Here is a 14,509-nt window from a genome sequence, read left to right on the forward strand (position 1 = left end):
TACGGTTTCCGTTTTATCGAAGGGACCCATCAACCCCGCCATTTAGCCTGAATGGTGGCGATAAGTAAAAAGGGAGGCGTGTGGCCGGGTGTCGCGGGGAATCTGGGGCGGATTGTTCGCGAATTCATTCGCGAAGGGCATGCAGGGTTTCCTCGACACTTTCCAGTACCCGATCCACCTCCGGCAACTCCGGCCGTTTCAACACCAGTACCGGCAACCCACGCTCCCGGGCGACTTGCAGTTTGGGTTCGGTGGAGCTGCTGCCGCTGTTCTTGCTGATCAGGACATCGATATGGCGGCGCTCGAAGAGGGCGCGTTCGTCTTCGAGGTGGAAAGGTCCGCGTGCGCCGATCACTTCGCAGCGTTCGTTGCCGGGGTATGGGTCCAGGGCGCGGAGGGTCCAGAACTGGTGCTCAGGGATTTCGTGCAGGTGCTGCAAGGGCTCGCGGCCCAGGGTGAACAGTGGGCGCTTGAAAGGCCGCAGTGCCGTTGTCAACTCGGCCCAGTCCGCCACTTCGCGCCAGTCATCACCTGGGCCTGGCTGCCACGCCGGACGACGCAGTGCCCAGCACTCGATCCCGGCCTGCTCCGCTGCGACGGCAGCATTGCGGCTGATCTGTGCTGCATAGGGATGGGTGGCATCCAGCAACAGGTCGACACCCTGTTCACGGATGAACTGCGCCATGCCTTCAGCACCGCCATAACCGCCAACCTTGAGCTGGCAGGTCAGGTCCGTAGGCACGCGGCCAACACCGGCCAGACTGTAGATGTGTTCCGGCCCCAGGGTTCGGGCTATGGCCAGTGCTTCGGTCACGCCACCCAGCAGCAATATGCGTTTCATGCAGTCACTCCGGCTTTTCCGACAATACCGCCCTGACGATCAATGGCGAAAACCTCTACCTGAACCTGCGCGGGGACTACGCTGCGGGCGAAGTCCAGAGCGTGCTGGCAGACCGTATCGCCCAGAGGGACGCCCGCCGCCGCGCTCATGGCCAGTGCTTGCTGGCTGGTATTGGCGTCGCGAATCTGCTGCTGCAACCGTTCATCGGCCCCTGCATCCGCTGCCCATTGCGCCAGTTGCGGCAGGTCGATGCTGGAATGACGGCTGTGCAGGTCCATATGACCGGCAGCCAGTTTGCTGATCTTGCCGAAGCCGCCGCAGAGGCTCAGTTTATCCACAGGCACCTTGCGCAGATGCTTGAGCACTGCGCCTACGAAGTCGCCCATTTCGATCAGGGCGATATCCGGGATCCCGTAGACCCGGCGCATGGTGTCTTCGCTGGCATTGCCGGTACAGGCGGCGATATGCAGGTAGCCATTGGTTTTGGCGACATCGATACCCTGATGGATCGATGCGATGTAAGCCGCACAGGAAAACGGCCGGACAATGCCGCTGGTGCCCAGAATCGACAGTCCGCCAAGAATGCCCAGGCGCGGGTTCATGGTTTTCAGCGCCAACGCTTCACCGCCTTCAACGCCCACCGTCACCTCGAAACCGCCTGCATAGCCCATTTCCTGCGCCAGCCCCAGCAAATGCTCGGTCATCATGCGACGCGGCACCGGGTTGATGGCAGGCTCACCGACATTCAAGACCAGACCGGGGCGTGTCACTGTGCCGACGCCTGAACCTGCGATAAAACGTACGCCCGGCTCGGCATCAAGCCGCACGCGGGCAAACACCAGCGCGCCATGGGTTACATCGGGATCATCCCCGGCATCCTTGATGGTCGCGGCTTCCGCGCCATCTTCCCAAAGGCGGCAGAACTCCAGACGCATCTGCACCTGTTTGCCCTTGGGCAACACGATCTGCACCGCATCGTTGGCTGGCCCGCCGAGCAACAGACGCGCTGCCGCCAGGCTGGTAGCCGTGGCGCAACTGCCAGTGGTCAGGCCACTGCGCAACGGGGCGGGCTGTTCAGCGGTTTCTTCACGCATCAGGGCTTGACCACATCCAGCAGGGTGATGGGCAGCGCCTGACGCCAGGTGTCGAACTCCCCAAGCGGCCTGGCATGGGCGACGTGGATGCGGGTCAGCTCGCCGCCATGCTGTTCGCGCCAGGCCATCAGGGTGACTTCGCTTTGCAGGGTCACGGCATTGGCGACCAGTCGGCCACCGGAGCGAAGCTGTTTCCAGCAGGCTTCCAGCACGCCGGGACAAGTAACACCGCCGCCGATGAAGATGGCATCGGGTGTTTCAAGGCCGTTCAGTGCTTCGGGCGCACTGCCGCGCACCAGTTGCAGGCCGGGCACGCCCAGTGCATCACGATTGAACTCGATCAGATGCTGACGACCTTCATCCGCCTCGATGGCCAGGGTGCGGCAGGTGGGATGGGCGCGCATCCATTCGATGCCGATGGAGCCGCAACCCGCCCCCACGTCCCAGAGCAGTTCGCCGGGCACCGGAGCCAGACGCGCCAGGGTGATTGCCCGCACATCGCGCTTGGTAAGCTGGCCGTCATGCTCGAACGCCGAGTCCGGCAAGCCCGCCAGGGTGCTCAGGCGCGGGGCGTCGGCGTCTGCGCGACAGTCGATGGCCACCAGATTCAGCGCCGCTATTTCCGGGTTGCCCCATTCACTGGCCAGTCCGTCGATACGCCGCTCGGCTTCGCCGCCCAGATGTTCGAGCACGGTCATGTGGCTGGGGCCGAAGCCGCGCTCGCGCAACAAGCCGGCAATGGCTGCCGGGCTGCTGCCATCGTTGCTCAGCACCAGCAGGCGCAGGCCATGGTGAAAATGTGCGTTCAGAGCGGCCAGAGGCCTGGCGACCACCGAAAGCGTGACGACCTCCTGCAACGGCCAGCCCAGACGTGCTGCGGCAAGGGAATAAGAGGACGGGGCCGATACGACGCGCATCTCTTCGATGTCGACCACGCGGGCAAGGCTGGCACCGACACCAAACAGCATCGGATCGCCGCTGGCCAGGACACAGACTTCGGCGCCACGCTGCTCCAGCACCGGCGTCAGGGAAAACGGGCTGGGCCAGTTGCGGCGTTCTGCGCGAATACAGGGCGGCAACAGGGCGAGCTGGCGCGGGCTGCCGAACACCTGATCGGCGTGCAGCAGTGCATGCCGGGCGTTCTTGCCCAGGCCTTTGTAACCGTCTTCCCCGATTCCCACGACTGTCAGCCACGGTGACATGTGCATACCTCGATCCGAACTTCCGACAGAGCGTCTTTTCATGCTGGCGGACAAAGCAGGCATAATACCGCGCCCGATAGGCACATGTGCCTATTGAAGCTGCAACCAGAGTCCAGATCGGGTGATTCATTGAACGAGCCGAAGTACGCTCGCAAGTCCTCCATAGCCATTCGCCCCTCGGCCTGTCCGGGGTTGCTGCGTATCGTCCCGGCGCTGGACGGCGGAATCTGCCGTATCAAGCTGGCCGGTGGCGTGATCACCAGCGCCCAGGCGTTGGCGGTGGCCAGGGCTGCGAGCACTTATGCACAGGGCGTGATCGAGGCGACAAACCGGTCCAACCTGCAGATTCGCGGGATTGGTGCCGATCAGGACGGGCTGATCGAATCGTTGATGGCGGCCGGTCTTGGCCCGGCCAATCCGGACAGCGATGATGTGCGCAACCTCATGCTCAGCCCGACTGCCGGCCTGGACCCGCAGATGCTGTTCGATACCTGGCCACTGGCGGCACAGATCCTGGCGTCTCTGGAAACCCATGCACGGTTTCATGAACTGTCAGCCAAGTTCGCCCTGTCGCTGGATGGTGGCGAGGCGTTGGTCATGCTGGAACACCCTCATGATCTGTGGCTTTCTGCTCTGCTGCTGGACGGTGAAGTATTGCTGGCGTTTGGACTGGCCGGTTGCCCGGCTCAGGATCGCCCGCTGGCAGCGGTACCACTGGCGAACGGGCATGAACTGGTTGTCGCGTTGCTGGAGCTGTTTCTCGATCTGGCCAGTGCCGAGCACAGCCGCATGCGGCATTTGCTGGCCGAGGTGCCGGTTGCGGAAATCCTGCGCCAGTTGGAGGCGCGGCTGAGCGTGTCGCTTCGGCTTGATCAAAAAATAACCGGATGGCAGCGTCCGAGCCCTGGCGACAATCGTCACCTCGGCATTTATCCACAGGCGCAACCCGGCCTTGTGTCAGTGGGCGGCGCAGTACCCCTCGGGCGTCTGGATGCCGCGATGCTCACCAGCGTCGCCCGGCTGGCCAGCGAAAAAGGCGATGGCACCTTGCGGCTGACGCCCTGGCAAAGCCTGTTGTTGCCCAATGTTCCCGGCGAGCGGGCACAAGAGGTGATGGCGGCCTTGCAGGTGGCGGGGCTGATCTGCTCCAGCGAGCAGCCGCTGTCGCGCATCGTTGCCTGCACCGGTTCTGCCGGTTGCGGCAAAGGGCTTGCCGATACCAAGGCCGATGCCCTGTTGCTGGCCGAGCAGTTGCCCCCCGGAGAAGCGGCGCACCTGACCGGTTGCGGTCGCTCCTGTGCGGCGGCCCATGTCGCACCTGTGACCTTGCTGGCGGTTTCGCCCGGCCATTACGACCTCTATTTTCGCGACGCAGCACACTCCGGTTTCGGTGTGCTGCGTGCGCGTGACCTCACTATTGAAGCAGTCGGCGCGCAGCTGGCAGCCGACTCACGGAGCAGTTCTGCATGATTGATTACATCCGCGATGGTCAGGAGATTTATCGCAACTCCTTCTCGATCATTCGCGCCGAAGCGCGTCTGGACACGATCCCCGCCGACCTGGAAAAACTCGCCGTGCGCGTGATCCACGCCTGCGGCATGGTTGAGGTCATCGAAGACCTGCGCTTCTCCCCGGGTGCCGGTACGGCCGGGCGCAACGCACTGGCGGGAGGCGCGCCGATCCTCTGCGATGCGCGCATGGTGTCCGAAGGCATCACCCGCTCGCGACTGCCGGCCCACAATCAGATCATCTGCACCCTGCATGACGAGGGTGTTCCGGAAATGGCCCGTGAACTGGGCAATACCCGCTCCGCCGTGGCGCTGGAACTGTGGCGTCCGCACCTGGAAGGGAGCGTCGTGGTGATCGGCAATGCGCCGACCGCGCTGTTCTATCTGCTGGAAATGCTCGATGCAGGTGCTCCGAAACCGGCCTTGATCCTCGGTTTTCCGGTGGGCTTCGTTGGAGCGGCCGAGTCCAAGGCCATGCTGGCTGCCGACAGCCGTGGCGTGCCCTTCGTCATCATGCAGGGTCGTCGCGGCGGTAGCGCCATGGCAGTGGCCGCGGTCAATGCACTGGCGACGGAGATCGAATGATGCAGGCTCGTGGTCGATTGATTGGCCTGGGCGTCGGCCCCGGCGACCCGGAACTGATTACCGTCAAGGCGCTGCGCCTGCTGCGCGAATCCCCCGTAGTGGCTTATTTCGTGGCCAAGGGCAAGAAAGGCAATGCGTTCGGCATTATCGAGGGCCATCTGCAGGAAGCCCAGACGCTGATGCCGCTGGTCTACCCTGTGACCACCGAAGCGCTGCCAGCGCCGCTGTCCTACGAGCAGGTCATCAGTGATTTCTATGACGAGGCCAGCCTCGAGGTGGCAGCCCATCTGGATGCCGGTCGCGATGTAGCGGTGATCTGCGAAGGCGACCCGTTCTTCTACGGCTCTTATATGTACCTGCATGATCGGCTGGCCGAGCGTTACGAGGCCCAGGTGATTCCGGGGGTGTGCTCGATGCTGGGCGGTGCGTCCGTGCTGGGTGCGCCACTGGTGTATCGCAATCAGAGCCTGTCGGTACTGTCCGGCGTGCTGCCGCCCGAGGAACTCAAGCGCAAACTGGCCGACGCCGATGCGGCGGTGATCATGAAGCTGGGTCGCAACTTCCCCAAGGTACGTGAGGTGCTGACAGAGCTGGGCATGGCCGGGCGTGCGCTGTACGTCGAGCGCGCCACCATGGCCAATCAGAAGATCGTGCCGCTGGATGAGGTCAATCCCATGTCGTCGCCTTACTTTTCGCTGATCATCGTTCCCGGTGAAAGGTGGCAAGGCTGATGGTCCGGAATATTCCAGCCATTGTGATCCTGGGCAATGGCAGCCTCGCTACTGCGCGACGCATCCAGCAGCTTTACCCGGATGCGCTGATTCATGGCCTGGCCGAGCGGGTGCAAGGGGCGGACAGCACCTACACCGAGTTTGGTGCGACCCTGCGCCAGTTGTATCAACAGAATACCCCGATTATTGCCCTGTGCGCTGCCGGTATCGTGATCCGCACCCTGGCGCCACTGCTGCTCGAAAAGGGGGCCGAACCCGCCGTGCTGGCTGTGGCCGAAGATGGCAGTGCCGTCGTTCCGCTGCTGGGCGGGCTGGGTGGCGTCAATGTCATGGCCCGTGAAATCGCCGCTGGCCTTGGCGTTGCGCCAGCCATCACCACCAGTGGTGAACTGCGATTCGGTACCTGCCTGCTCAATCCGCCCAGTGGTTATGCCCTGGGTGATCTGGAACTGGGCAAGCGCTTTGTTTCCGATCTGCTTTCCGGCGAGCGCGTGCGTATCGAAGGCGCCGCGCCCTGGCTGGTTCAGGCGCAGTTGCCGGAGGATCCACACGCCGAGCTGGCCATTCACGTGGGCTGTGCCGAGCGTGAGCCATCAAGCAATGAGTTGCTGATTTATCCGCGCAGTGTGCTGGTTGCCGTCAGCGAAACCGGCCCACAACTGGCCGACAGCGTACGTGCGGCTCTGCACGAAGCCCGAGTGGCTGTGCAATCCCTGGCCTGTCTGCTGGCGGGTGATGCGCAGATGGCGGATGCCGACTTGCATCAGGCGGCTGCCGATCTGGGTGTGCCGGTGCGTTTTGTCCAGACCGAAACTGCCAGTGAAATGGCCCGGCATGCCGTCCCGCAACTGCTGCCGCCGATCAGTGTGGGCGAGGGCATGGCGATTGCGGTTGCCCTCCAGCCACTGGACGTTCAGCAGATCGGTCGTGGGCGCGGACGACTGGCGGTAATTGGCCTTGGGCCAGGTGCTGCCGAATTCATGGTGCCTGCAGTCAAGGCCGAACTGGCACGGGCCAATGATGTACTGGGTTACGAAACCTATGTGCGCATGGCCGGGCCGTTCCGGGCCGATCAGGTGCTGCACTGCACCGACAACCGCGAAGAAATGATGCGTGCTCGTCATGCGTTTGAACTGGCGGCGCAAGGTCGCTCGGTGGTGGTGGTGTCGTCCGGTGATCCGGGTGTATTCGCCATGGCCTCCGCCGTGCTTGAGGCATTGCATGAATCCAGTGACCCTAGATGGCATGCCGTTGAGCTGGAAATCCTGCCGGGCGTCTCGGCTTCCCTGGCGACGGCGGCTCAGGCGGGTGCGCCCTTGGGTCATGACTTCTGCGTCATGTCGCTGTCCGACAACCTCAAACCCTGGGATGTGATCGAAAAGCGTCTGGACCTGGCTTCTCAGGCTGATTTGGCACTGGCTTTCTACAACCCGATTTCGCGTTCACGCCCCTGGCAACTGGGCCGAGCCCTGGAGATCGTGCGCCAGCACCGTACACCTGAAACGCCCGTGACGCTGGGACGTGATATCGGTCGTCCAGGACAGACGTTGCGTGTCATTACTCTGGGTGAACTGACGCCTGAACAGGTGGATATGCGCACGATGGTGCTGATCGGTTCTTCGACCACCTGCACCTTTGCCCGTCCCAATGGCGAGCAATGGGTGTATACGCCACGCTGGTATCCGGTCAAGCCGGGTAGCTGATATCTTTCGCGAATGAATTCGCTCCTGCTATTTGTAGAGGTGAGTTCATTCGCGAAGGCAAAACGTAAGAAGTCTCTTTAAACCCTGCGGGTGGTTGTTTATTGTTTTTGTAATTTCCCTCAGGTCGCTATTTCTCTTGTTGTATAACCGTGTCAGTCTGGCTAGTTTCATGTCCTTGTTTCTATAAGGATGTAGATAATGGCAAGTCAAACTTTCAATGCCCTGATCGCGGGCAGTAATATTGTTTCCTTCTCTTCCAGTGTCTCAAGGCAGGCGCGGGAAGATATTGCAGATATGCTGTTGTATGCCGAGTTCTTTGCCACCCAGAGTTATCGGCCTGACGAGTTCTGGAGCAGTTGGCTCAACTATTACCGCAGCACCCTCGTCAGGTCCGGGTGCAAGCTTAAAAGCCAGATCGTCAAGGAGCCGATGGTCATTACCGATGCCGAAGAGCTGGATAGTATCAGCTTTGATATCACAGGCTCAGTGCGTGTCGGCAACCTGCTGGAGCTCACCCGGCGCTCATTCAAGGCGGCGCGGCTCAATCAGTATGCGCAGCATTTCTTTCAGTACGGCTCGGGTTCTGGGTCGGTTGGCAATTTTCAGATCGTGCCCTGTGAAGAGGTTGCCGGGGAGGTGCACTTGCTGCTGTGCGGTCTGAATGCCAGCGCCACTGCCACCTCAGATAGCCGTGGTGGGAACTCGTGGATTAAGCGCGAGATGGTGGTGCGTCTGGGCGGCGGTGTCTACGGGTTTACAAGCGCCGCTTTTGCTCCCCAGAGGGAGCGTATCCGCGCCCGCTTGAAGGAAGTCGGCAACTTCAATCTCCGGCAGATAAACATCTGAATTATTTGCTTACGGCAGAGGCTGTAAGAAACTTTCCATCTATGAATCGGGTTTTTGGAACGCCTAGGTGTCATCCAGGCGCCTCGAGGGTGACGGACATAAAAGATTTTTTGAACGTAACGCTCGATCTATCCCTTTGCCTATCTTGTGTTTGTGGTATGTGCGGTATTTATTTGTTTTGTTTTTAGTTGTTTGCCGGGGTCCTACTTTTTGCAGTTGGCAGCTTTTGCACGGTATGGAGAAACGCAAAGGCATGGGGTAGCTTTGAATTGTCCCTTACGGATGAACTTGACTTGAAAAGGAATTTAAAAATGTTTGATAAAGTTGAAGAAAGCAAAATCGAAATCGCTAACTGTGACTTGGGTGACTGTGGTCATCAGGAACATGTCGATAACAAGCGGAAGTCTTTGGGCCTTATGGAAGTGGATGAGAAAAATCCTGGTGCACTGGTTGCCGGCGATACCGTTGTCTCTATCGTTTCCGGCATGTCGAAAGAGAACAAACAGATTCTCAAGGACAGTGTTCTGCTCGCTTCGCTGGCCGCCAGCAAGAAGTACCGCGACAACAATGAAAATGCCGTGCAGTGGTATGAAACCTTCACCAAGGTGCTGGGTTACTGCGGCTGGTTCTCTCAGTCCAAAGAGCTTTCGGACTATCGAAGCAGCAATACGCGTTTCACCATGGAGCAGGAAGCACTGAAGATTCTGGAATCGGCCATCTTTGCCATGACAGTACCGGGTCCGACCTCTGTATTACTGCTCAAGGTCGCCAAGGACACCGTCAAGGCTCTGCAGTCCAGTGACAAGCCACTTCGCTTGTTCGAGAACTCAAGCAAAACCCACAAAAGTGCCAAATTCGCTATCGCGTCTGCCGCCGAGTCCAGTGATGGTGAAGTGGTCATGGCCATGGGTGCAGTGAACTTTGTCACGTCTCAAGACATCACCAACGTGCTGTTCTGGGAGTGGAACAATGCTTCTGTTCGCATCAAGCGTGCCGAGAACAATCTGGTCCTCAACCCTCAGCATTATGCGCGGGTAAAGGGTGAGGTTGAGGCGAAGCTGACGGCAAATGCCCGATCTGCCCTGGCTGAATTCGAGATCTGATGTGTTGTTGAGCCGCGGTTCGCCGCGGCTTTTTTTGATGAGCGTAGTGAGGGAGTCTTATGTGCAAAGGAATGCAGCAGAGTTATATCAATGCAGGCAGCCTGTTCTTTTTTTCCAGCGGCGTCTCCCCTTCATTTAAGGCGGATGTGCTGGACTGCAGCCTGTATAGCCAGTTGGCCGCTTCGGCCAAGCATGAAAAGTTTGCCGAGCCTGTCGAATGGCGTCAGACCTATCTCAATGCGCTGACCCGGTTTCGCTGCAATATCGTTTACCGCGAAGTGCAGGATGCGCCTCTGGAGTACACAGGTTCACTGTGGGCCTACGTTAGGGAAAAGCTGTCCAAGCGCGTGCCTTTGCCACTTATCGAGCGTGCAGAGTGCATCTTGAAACGCTCTGCGGATGGCACCGAAAAGAAGGCCGTCACGGCCTTGTTGGCGGAGCAAACGACGCAGTGTCTGCCGGTTCTGGTGCTCCCTGAGTCGGCCACGGAGCCGGACGCACCAGGCCAGCAGGATTGCTCGGTCATCCTGCAACTGGCGTTCGTCGATGTCGAGCCGGTGGTCAATCTGATTATTCTCTCGTTCAAAAGTACGCCACCCGCAGGTGAGCAGTCGCTTGCGCAGTTGTTTGCCGAATTGAGCAACGTGAAGAGCCTGGAGATCGCATATGTCTCCGCCGAGCTGGATGAACATGGTTTCGGTTATTTCAGAAAGGATCTGGTCGCCAGGCTGGGTGTCAGACGCGACGAGTTGATTGTCGGTCTGGAGGGGGACGAGCCATGAGTTCAAACTCTCTGTTGATGGCCAATAATCTGGTTTCTTTCCTGCCTGGCTTTGATGCGCAGGAGCGGGCGGATATTCAGGATTGCCTGTTACTGGCCGAGCTGTGTGCTTTCGATGCTTTTGATCGCAAGAAAAACTGGGATGGCTGGATCAATGCTTACCAGCAGAAGTTGGTAGTGTGTGGGCTTTCACGCACATCGGCCATTGATCAGAAATCTGCGGTATTCAAGAAACCCAAGGATTTTCAGAGCCAGGCCGCGCTGCTGGTGGCGCGTATTACTTCTCCCCGGCTCGCTGAGCTGGCGAAATCCTCGCTGCAGGACATGTTCAATAGCGAGCATGCGAAGGTTTTCTTCAGCAGCTGGTTCAGTGTGGGGCGCTCCGAAAGCTTTCAGATGGTACCTTGCGAGAAGCGCGAGTCCGGGCAGATCCACATTGTGATCTGTGGGCTGCAAATGCTCAGTCTTACCAAACCCAAGCCCTGGTATTCATGGATTTCGAAGATTCCCATGTGGCCGCTCAGCTATGAAATGAAGTTGTTGCTCAAGGGTGGCGGCTTCGTCTTCGACAATACCCAATACGCTTTAAATCGCGACCGTGTGCGAAAGGAGTTACAGGACAGGGGAGCGGAGCGTATCAAGCGCATTCCGCTCTGAAGTATCAGGGCACCAGATACCCTTTGACCCCGGTGAAAATGATTTGCGCTGCCAGGGCACAGACGAACAACCCCATCAGACGGCTGACAATCTGCAGGCCCTGGTCACCGAGGATGCGTTCGATTCGGTCCGACAGATACAGAACGACACCAACGCTGAAGCTGGCCAGGGCAATACTCAGGATGGCAGTGAGTTTGTCATCCCAATGAGGCTGGCTGACCCCCATGACCAGCAGCGCACCGATGGTGCCCGGGCCTACGGTGATCGGGATGGTCAGCGGGACGATGGTGACATCCTGCTGGATGTTATCGGTCTGTACCGCCGATTTGCCTTGCGCCATGCCCAGCGCCGAAATGAACAGCACGCTGCCTGCGCCAATCCGGAATGCATCCACGGTGATGCCGAATACATCGAAGATCACCCGGCCGAACAGATAGAGCAGCACGCTGGAAATCAGCGTCGCCAGCGCGACTTTCCACGCCAGACGCCGCTGCTCCTTGCGTGAGTGGCCACGGGTCAGGCTGATGAAGCAGGAAAGTACGAAAAAAGGGCTATAGAGCACCAGCATCTTCAGATAAACGCTGAATAGCACATGAAGCATGGTCTTGGCTCACTTGGGGAAAGGCTTTGTCATGGCCCGTCAGTTCTGCTGGTAGAGGTTGCCATTAGACGTCAGGGTGCGGGTTGCCTCACGCTGTTCGACCCAGTATTCGATCAACTCCCTCAACTGCGACAACTCGATGGGTTTTGCCATATGCCCGTCCATACCCGCCTGACGGGCACGATCCTTGTGTTCGGTCAGAATGTGCGCCGTCAGGGCTACTACCGGAGTACGCACCCGCTGGTTGCCCACTTCCCAGGCCCGCAGTTGCTCGGTGGCCGAGAAGCCATCGAGGATTGGCATTTCACAGTCCATGAGCACCAGGTCGTAACGCTGTGCCTTCATGGCTCGCAGCGCCTCTTCGCCGTTGCTGGCAGTGTCAGGGCGCAGGTTGAGTTTGCCGAGCATGCCGCGAATGACCTTGGTCGAGATGGTGTTGTCTTCGGCTACCAGAATACGGAAGTCGCCGGGCACGCTGACCGGCGTGTTCAAGGCAGGCTGCGACGAAAGCGGAACGACACCCTTGTTCAGTTGAGTCAGTTCGTCTGCCAGCGTGGTCTTGAGCGTATAGCCAGCCACCGGTTTGGCCAGAATGCGCTTGATGCCGGCATTGCGGGCGATGATCTTGCTGGGCGCGTTGCTGATACCGGTGAGCATGATCAACAGGATGTCGTGATTGAGGCTCGGGTCTTCCTTGATCTTGGCCGCCAGTTGCATGCCGCTCATGCCGGGCATGTTCTGATCGAGCAGTACCACATCGAAATAGTCGCGCAAGTTCGCCTTGGTTCGCAGCAACGCCAGCGCTTCCTTGCCGGACGGCACGGCACTGACGTTCAGGCCCCAGGCGCTGCACTGCTGCACCAGCACTTTGCGGCAGGTATCGTTGTCATCAACCACCAGCACGCGAGCATCCTTGAGCGGGCCGTCCAGATCGGTGGTCGGCTGCTCCAGCAGCTTGGCGTCCAGTGGCAGGCTCAGCCAGAGTGTGGTGCCTTGAGTGTGGCCGTTCTGGATACCGAACTCGCCATCCATCAGCTCTGTCAGCCGGCGCGCAATGACCAGCCCCAGGTGGCCACCGAGCTTGTTGCTGGTCAGGAAGTGCTTGCTGTGCAGTTCGGTGTGCATCAAGGCATCGCGCTCTTCCGCAGACAACGGCATGCCACTGTCCTGTACCGAGATGCGTACGCGATGTTTGCCGGGCTTGGAGTCAAGCGCGACCGCCAGCAGGATTTCGCCTTCTTCGGTTTTCTTCAGCGCGTTTTCCAGCAGGCTCAGCAGCGTCTGGCGCAGACGTGTCGGGTCGCCACTGATGACTCGCGGCACCTGGGGATGGATCAGGCTGATCAGTTCGACGTTCTGCTGTTCGGCCTTGGCGCGGAATATGTTGAGGCAGTCCTCGATGAGGGCACTGATATCGAATTGCACGTCATCGAGTTCGATCTGGCCCGACTCGAGCTTGGAGATATCAAGGATCTCGTTGATCAGCGTCAGCAGTTCGTTGCCTGCGCTGTGGATGGTTTCCACATAGTCGCGCTGCTTGACCGAAAGCGGGGTATCCAGCAGCAGTTCGGTCATGCCGAGCACGCCGTTCATGGGCGTGCGGATTTCGTGGCTGATCTTGGCCAGGAACTCGGCCTTGGCGTTGACTTCCGCCGTGCTGGCGGCCTGATCGCGGCTCAGGCTGAACTTGTCTTCGGTAATGCTGCGCGAGCGTTCGTTGAGCGCGATGCTCATCAGCAGGCCGCAGATACAGAAAACCCCCAGCAGGGCGAGGATCAGCCATTGCGGCGGGATCAGGCTCAGCCACAACAGACCCGGCACGATCACCAGATAACCGAGGTTGAAGAGGATCATCGAGGCCACGAACGTCCGCGCCGGACGGTAGCCTTTCTGCCAGTGCCAGACCGATACCGTCAGGATGCTCAGCGTGGTCAGGGAAACCAGCAGGAAGGTCATGACGTTGAGTGGAACGCTATCGAACAGCAGTACCAGCAGCACGCCGGTGCCCATGAGCACGGCATCGACCTGCATCAGTCGGTCGAGTACCTTGATACCTCGATGCACGAAGAAGCAGTAGGTGTAGAACAGGCCGGCCACGGCGGCGAGCAACAGCGCAACGTGGGCCCCCGGCGTTTGCGCGATATGCCAGGTCTTGGCCATGTCGATCAGGTTGAGCAGCAGGAACGCGCTCAATGCCAGCAGGGTTTCACAGGCGGCCAGCCACAGGTTGCTGCGCGACTTGGTGTGCCAGTAGCGCGTGAGGTTCTGGATGATCAGCATGATCAGCGCGCCGAACAGCAGGCCGAACAGGAAAGGTTCGCGCTCGTCGGCCGCGCTGGCTATCGCCGGTTGCAGCGTGATGCTGGGGCGCAGTTTCTGGGTCGAGACGAGTCGCAGGTACAGGTCCAGCGGGACATCGCTTTGCGGGACGGGGAGCAGGAAATCGTTGGAGGGCAGTCGCTGATCCTGCTTGGGCACATCGTTACCGGTGCGCAGGTGGTCGACCAGCTTTTCGCCTTCGATGATGTACAGGTCTCCGCTGGCCAGGTCTGGCGCGAAGATGCGTATCAGTTGTTCGTGTCGGGTAGGAGGTACCCGGTAGTGCAGCCATAACGCGCTGTCGCGGTCGGCTGCCGTGACCCGTTCAAGGTCGATGGGGCTGAACTGGTTCTGGTAGCGGGCCGAGCGGATATCGTTCAGTTGCAGGCTTGCCTGTTCGTCGAGCAGCGTGGACCACCCAGCGCCATGCTCGGCCTTGGCCGTGAGCATGAAGAGCAAGGACAGTAGTCCGGCTGTTGAAACTATGGCAATCCTGAGCCAGCGCACGGTGATATCCCTTCCTGAGTGAATGCCTGAT

Annotated in this window: 13 protein-coding genes; 8 read left to right on the forward strand and 5 right to left on the reverse strand. The window is 59.8% G+C overall.

Annotated features, from left to right (window positions below):
- Nucleotides 1-124: 124 nt before the first annotated feature.
- The 3 genes from CKW23_RS21260 to CKW23_RS21270 are packed head-to-tail and all read right to left on the reverse strand — an operon-like array spanning nt 125 to nt 3,137.
- The gene (locus CKW23_RS21260; protein WP_025262158.1) at nt 125-841 is read right to left on the reverse strand and encodes a cobalt-precorrin-6A reductase; all 717 of its coding nucleotides are present in this window, start codon (nt 839-841) and stop codon (nt 125-127) included.
- Nucleotides 838-1,935 carry a cobalt-precorrin-5B (C(1))-methyltransferase gene (locus tag CKW23_RS21265; RefSeq protein ID WP_025262157.1) on the reverse strand — a complete coding sequence of 366 codons (1,098 nt, stop codon included), beginning with the start codon at nt 1,933-1,935 and terminating at the stop codon, nt 838-840. Before CKW23_RS21265 ends, CKW23_RS21260 begins: the two co-directional genes overlap by 4 nt.
- On the reverse strand, nt 1,935-3,137 hold the full coding sequence (locus CKW23_RS21270; protein WP_025262156.1) for a bifunctional cobalt-precorrin-7 (C(5))-methyltransferase/cobalt-precorrin-6B (C(15))-methyltransferase: 1,203 nt from the start codon (nt 3,135-3,137) through the stop codon (nt 1,935-1,937). The genes CKW23_RS21265 and CKW23_RS21270 overlap by 1 nt, the downstream gene beginning before the upstream one ends.
- 129 nt (nt 3,138-3,266) lie before the next feature.
- Here CKW23_RS21270 and cobG point away from each other — a divergent pair, with 129 nt between their 5' ends.
- From cobG to CKW23_RS21310, 8 genes are all read left to right on the forward strand, one after another.
- The gene (cobG, locus tag CKW23_RS21275) at nt 3,267-4,607 is read left to right on the forward strand and encodes a precorrin-3B synthase (RefSeq protein ID WP_305885237.1); all 1,341 of its coding nucleotides are present in this window, start codon (nt 3,267-3,269) and stop codon (nt 4,605-4,607) included.
- The gene (locus CKW23_RS21280) at nt 4,604-5,230 is read left to right on the forward strand and encodes a precorrin-8X methylmutase (protein WP_095068299.1); all 627 of its coding nucleotides are present in this window, start codon (nt 4,604-4,606) and stop codon (nt 5,228-5,230) included. Before cobG ends, CKW23_RS21280 begins: the two co-directional genes overlap by 4 nt.
- Nucleotides 5,230-5,961, forward strand: a complete 732-nt coding sequence (locus CKW23_RS21285) for a precorrin-2 C(20)-methyltransferase (protein ID WP_095068317.1) — start codon at nt 5,230-5,232, stop codon at nt 5,959-5,961. Before CKW23_RS21280 ends, CKW23_RS21285 begins: the two co-directional genes overlap by 1 nt.
- Nucleotides 5,961-7,664, forward strand: coding sequence for a precorrin-3B C(17)-methyltransferase (gene cobJ / locus CKW23_RS21290; protein WP_095068300.1), 1,704 nt, complete (start codon nt 5,961-5,963; stop codon nt 7,662-7,664). The genes CKW23_RS21285 and cobJ overlap by 1 nt, the downstream gene beginning before the upstream one ends.
- Nucleotides 7,665-7,862: 198 nt before the next feature.
- Entirely contained in the window at nt 7,863-8,510 is a 648-nt protein-coding gene (locus CKW23_RS21295; protein WP_025262151.1) for a hypothetical protein, read from the forward strand.
- 311 nt (nt 8,511-8,821) lie between these two features.
- Complete coding sequence (locus CKW23_RS21300) at nt 8,822-9,613, forward strand: hypothetical protein (protein WP_025262150.1); 792 nt, start codon at nt 8,822-8,824, stop codon at nt 9,611-9,613.
- Between the two features lie 71 nt (nt 9,614-9,684).
- The gene (locus CKW23_RS21305; RefSeq protein ID WP_025262149.1) at nt 9,685-10,395 is read left to right on the forward strand and encodes a hypothetical protein; all 711 of its coding nucleotides are present in this window, start codon (nt 9,685-9,687) and stop codon (nt 10,393-10,395) included.
- A 17-nt stretch (nt 10,396-10,412) separates the two neighbouring features.
- Nucleotides 10,413-11,051 carry a hypothetical protein gene (locus CKW23_RS21310; protein ID WP_143008734.1) on the forward strand — a complete coding sequence of 213 codons (639 nt, stop codon included), beginning with the start codon at nt 10,413-10,415 and terminating at the stop codon, nt 11,049-11,051.
- A 4-nt stretch (nt 11,052-11,055) separates the two neighbouring features.
- On the opposite strand, the gene CKW23_RS21315 is transcribed toward CKW23_RS21310, so the two are convergent.
- Both CKW23_RS21315 and CKW23_RS21320 read right to left on the reverse strand, forming a co-directional pair.
- Complete coding sequence (locus CKW23_RS21315) at nt 11,056-11,652, reverse strand: MarC family protein (RefSeq protein WP_025262147.1); 597 nt, start codon at nt 11,650-11,652, stop codon at nt 11,056-11,058.
- 39 nt (nt 11,653-11,691) lie between these two features.
- Nucleotides 11,692-14,478 carry a hybrid sensor histidine kinase/response regulator gene (locus CKW23_RS21320; RefSeq protein ID WP_025262146.1) on the reverse strand — a complete coding sequence of 929 codons (2,787 nt, stop codon included), beginning with the start codon at nt 14,476-14,478 and terminating at the stop codon, nt 11,692-11,694.
- Between the last annotated feature and the right edge of the window lie 31 nt (nt 14,479-14,509).

This window comes from Pseudomonas sp. Irchel 3A18 (assembly GCF_900187465.1).
GTDB classification, from domain to species: Bacteria; Pseudomonadota; Gammaproteobacteria; order Pseudomonadales; family Pseudomonadaceae; genus Aquipseudomonas; species Aquipseudomonas cichorii.

What these genes read in the sequence shown, in the direction of transcription:
- CKW23_RS21285 (WP_095068317.1), top strand. Translation starts at nt 5,230, where the DNA reads ATGCAGGCTCGTGGTCGATTGATTGGCCTGGGCGTCGGCCCCGGCGAC.
- CKW23_RS21310 (WP_143008734.1), top strand. Translation starts at nt 10,413, where the DNA reads ATGGCCAATAATCTGGTTTCTTTCCTGCCTGGCTTTGATGCGCAGGAG.
- cobJ (WP_095068300.1), top strand. Translation starts at nt 5,961, where the DNA reads ATGGTCCGGAATATTCCAGCCATTGTGATCCTGGGCAATGGCAGCCTC.
- CKW23_RS21295 (WP_025262151.1), top strand. Translation starts at nt 7,863, where the DNA reads ATGGCAAGTCAAACTTTCAATGCCCTGATCGCGGGCAGTAATATTGTT.
- CKW23_RS21315 (WP_025262147.1), bottom strand. Translation starts at nt 11,652, where the DNA reads ATGCTTCATGTGCTATTCAGCGTTTATCTGAAGATGCTGGTGCTCTAT.
- CKW23_RS21265 (WP_025262157.1), bottom strand. Translation starts at nt 1,935, where the DNA reads ATGCGTGAAGAAACCGCTGAACAGCCCGCCCCGTTGCGCAGTGGCCTG.
- CKW23_RS21260 (WP_025262158.1), bottom strand. Translation starts at nt 841, where the DNA reads ATGAAACGCATATTGCTGCTGGGTGGCGTGACCGAAGCACTGGCCATA.
- CKW23_RS21305 (WP_025262149.1), top strand. Translation starts at nt 9,685, where the DNA reads ATGCAGCAGAGTTATATCAATGCAGGCAGCCTGTTCTTTTTTTCCAGC.
- CKW23_RS21270 (WP_025262156.1), bottom strand. Translation starts at nt 3,137, where the DNA reads ATGTCACCGTGGCTGACAGTCGTGGGAATCGGGGAAGACGGTTACAAA.
- CKW23_RS21280 (WP_095068299.1), top strand. Translation starts at nt 4,604, where the DNA reads ATGATTGATTACATCCGCGATGGTCAGGAGATTTATCGCAACTCCTTC.
- CKW23_RS21300 (WP_025262150.1), top strand. Translation starts at nt 8,822, where the DNA reads ATGTTTGATAAAGTTGAAGAAAGCAAAATCGAAATCGCTAACTGTGAC.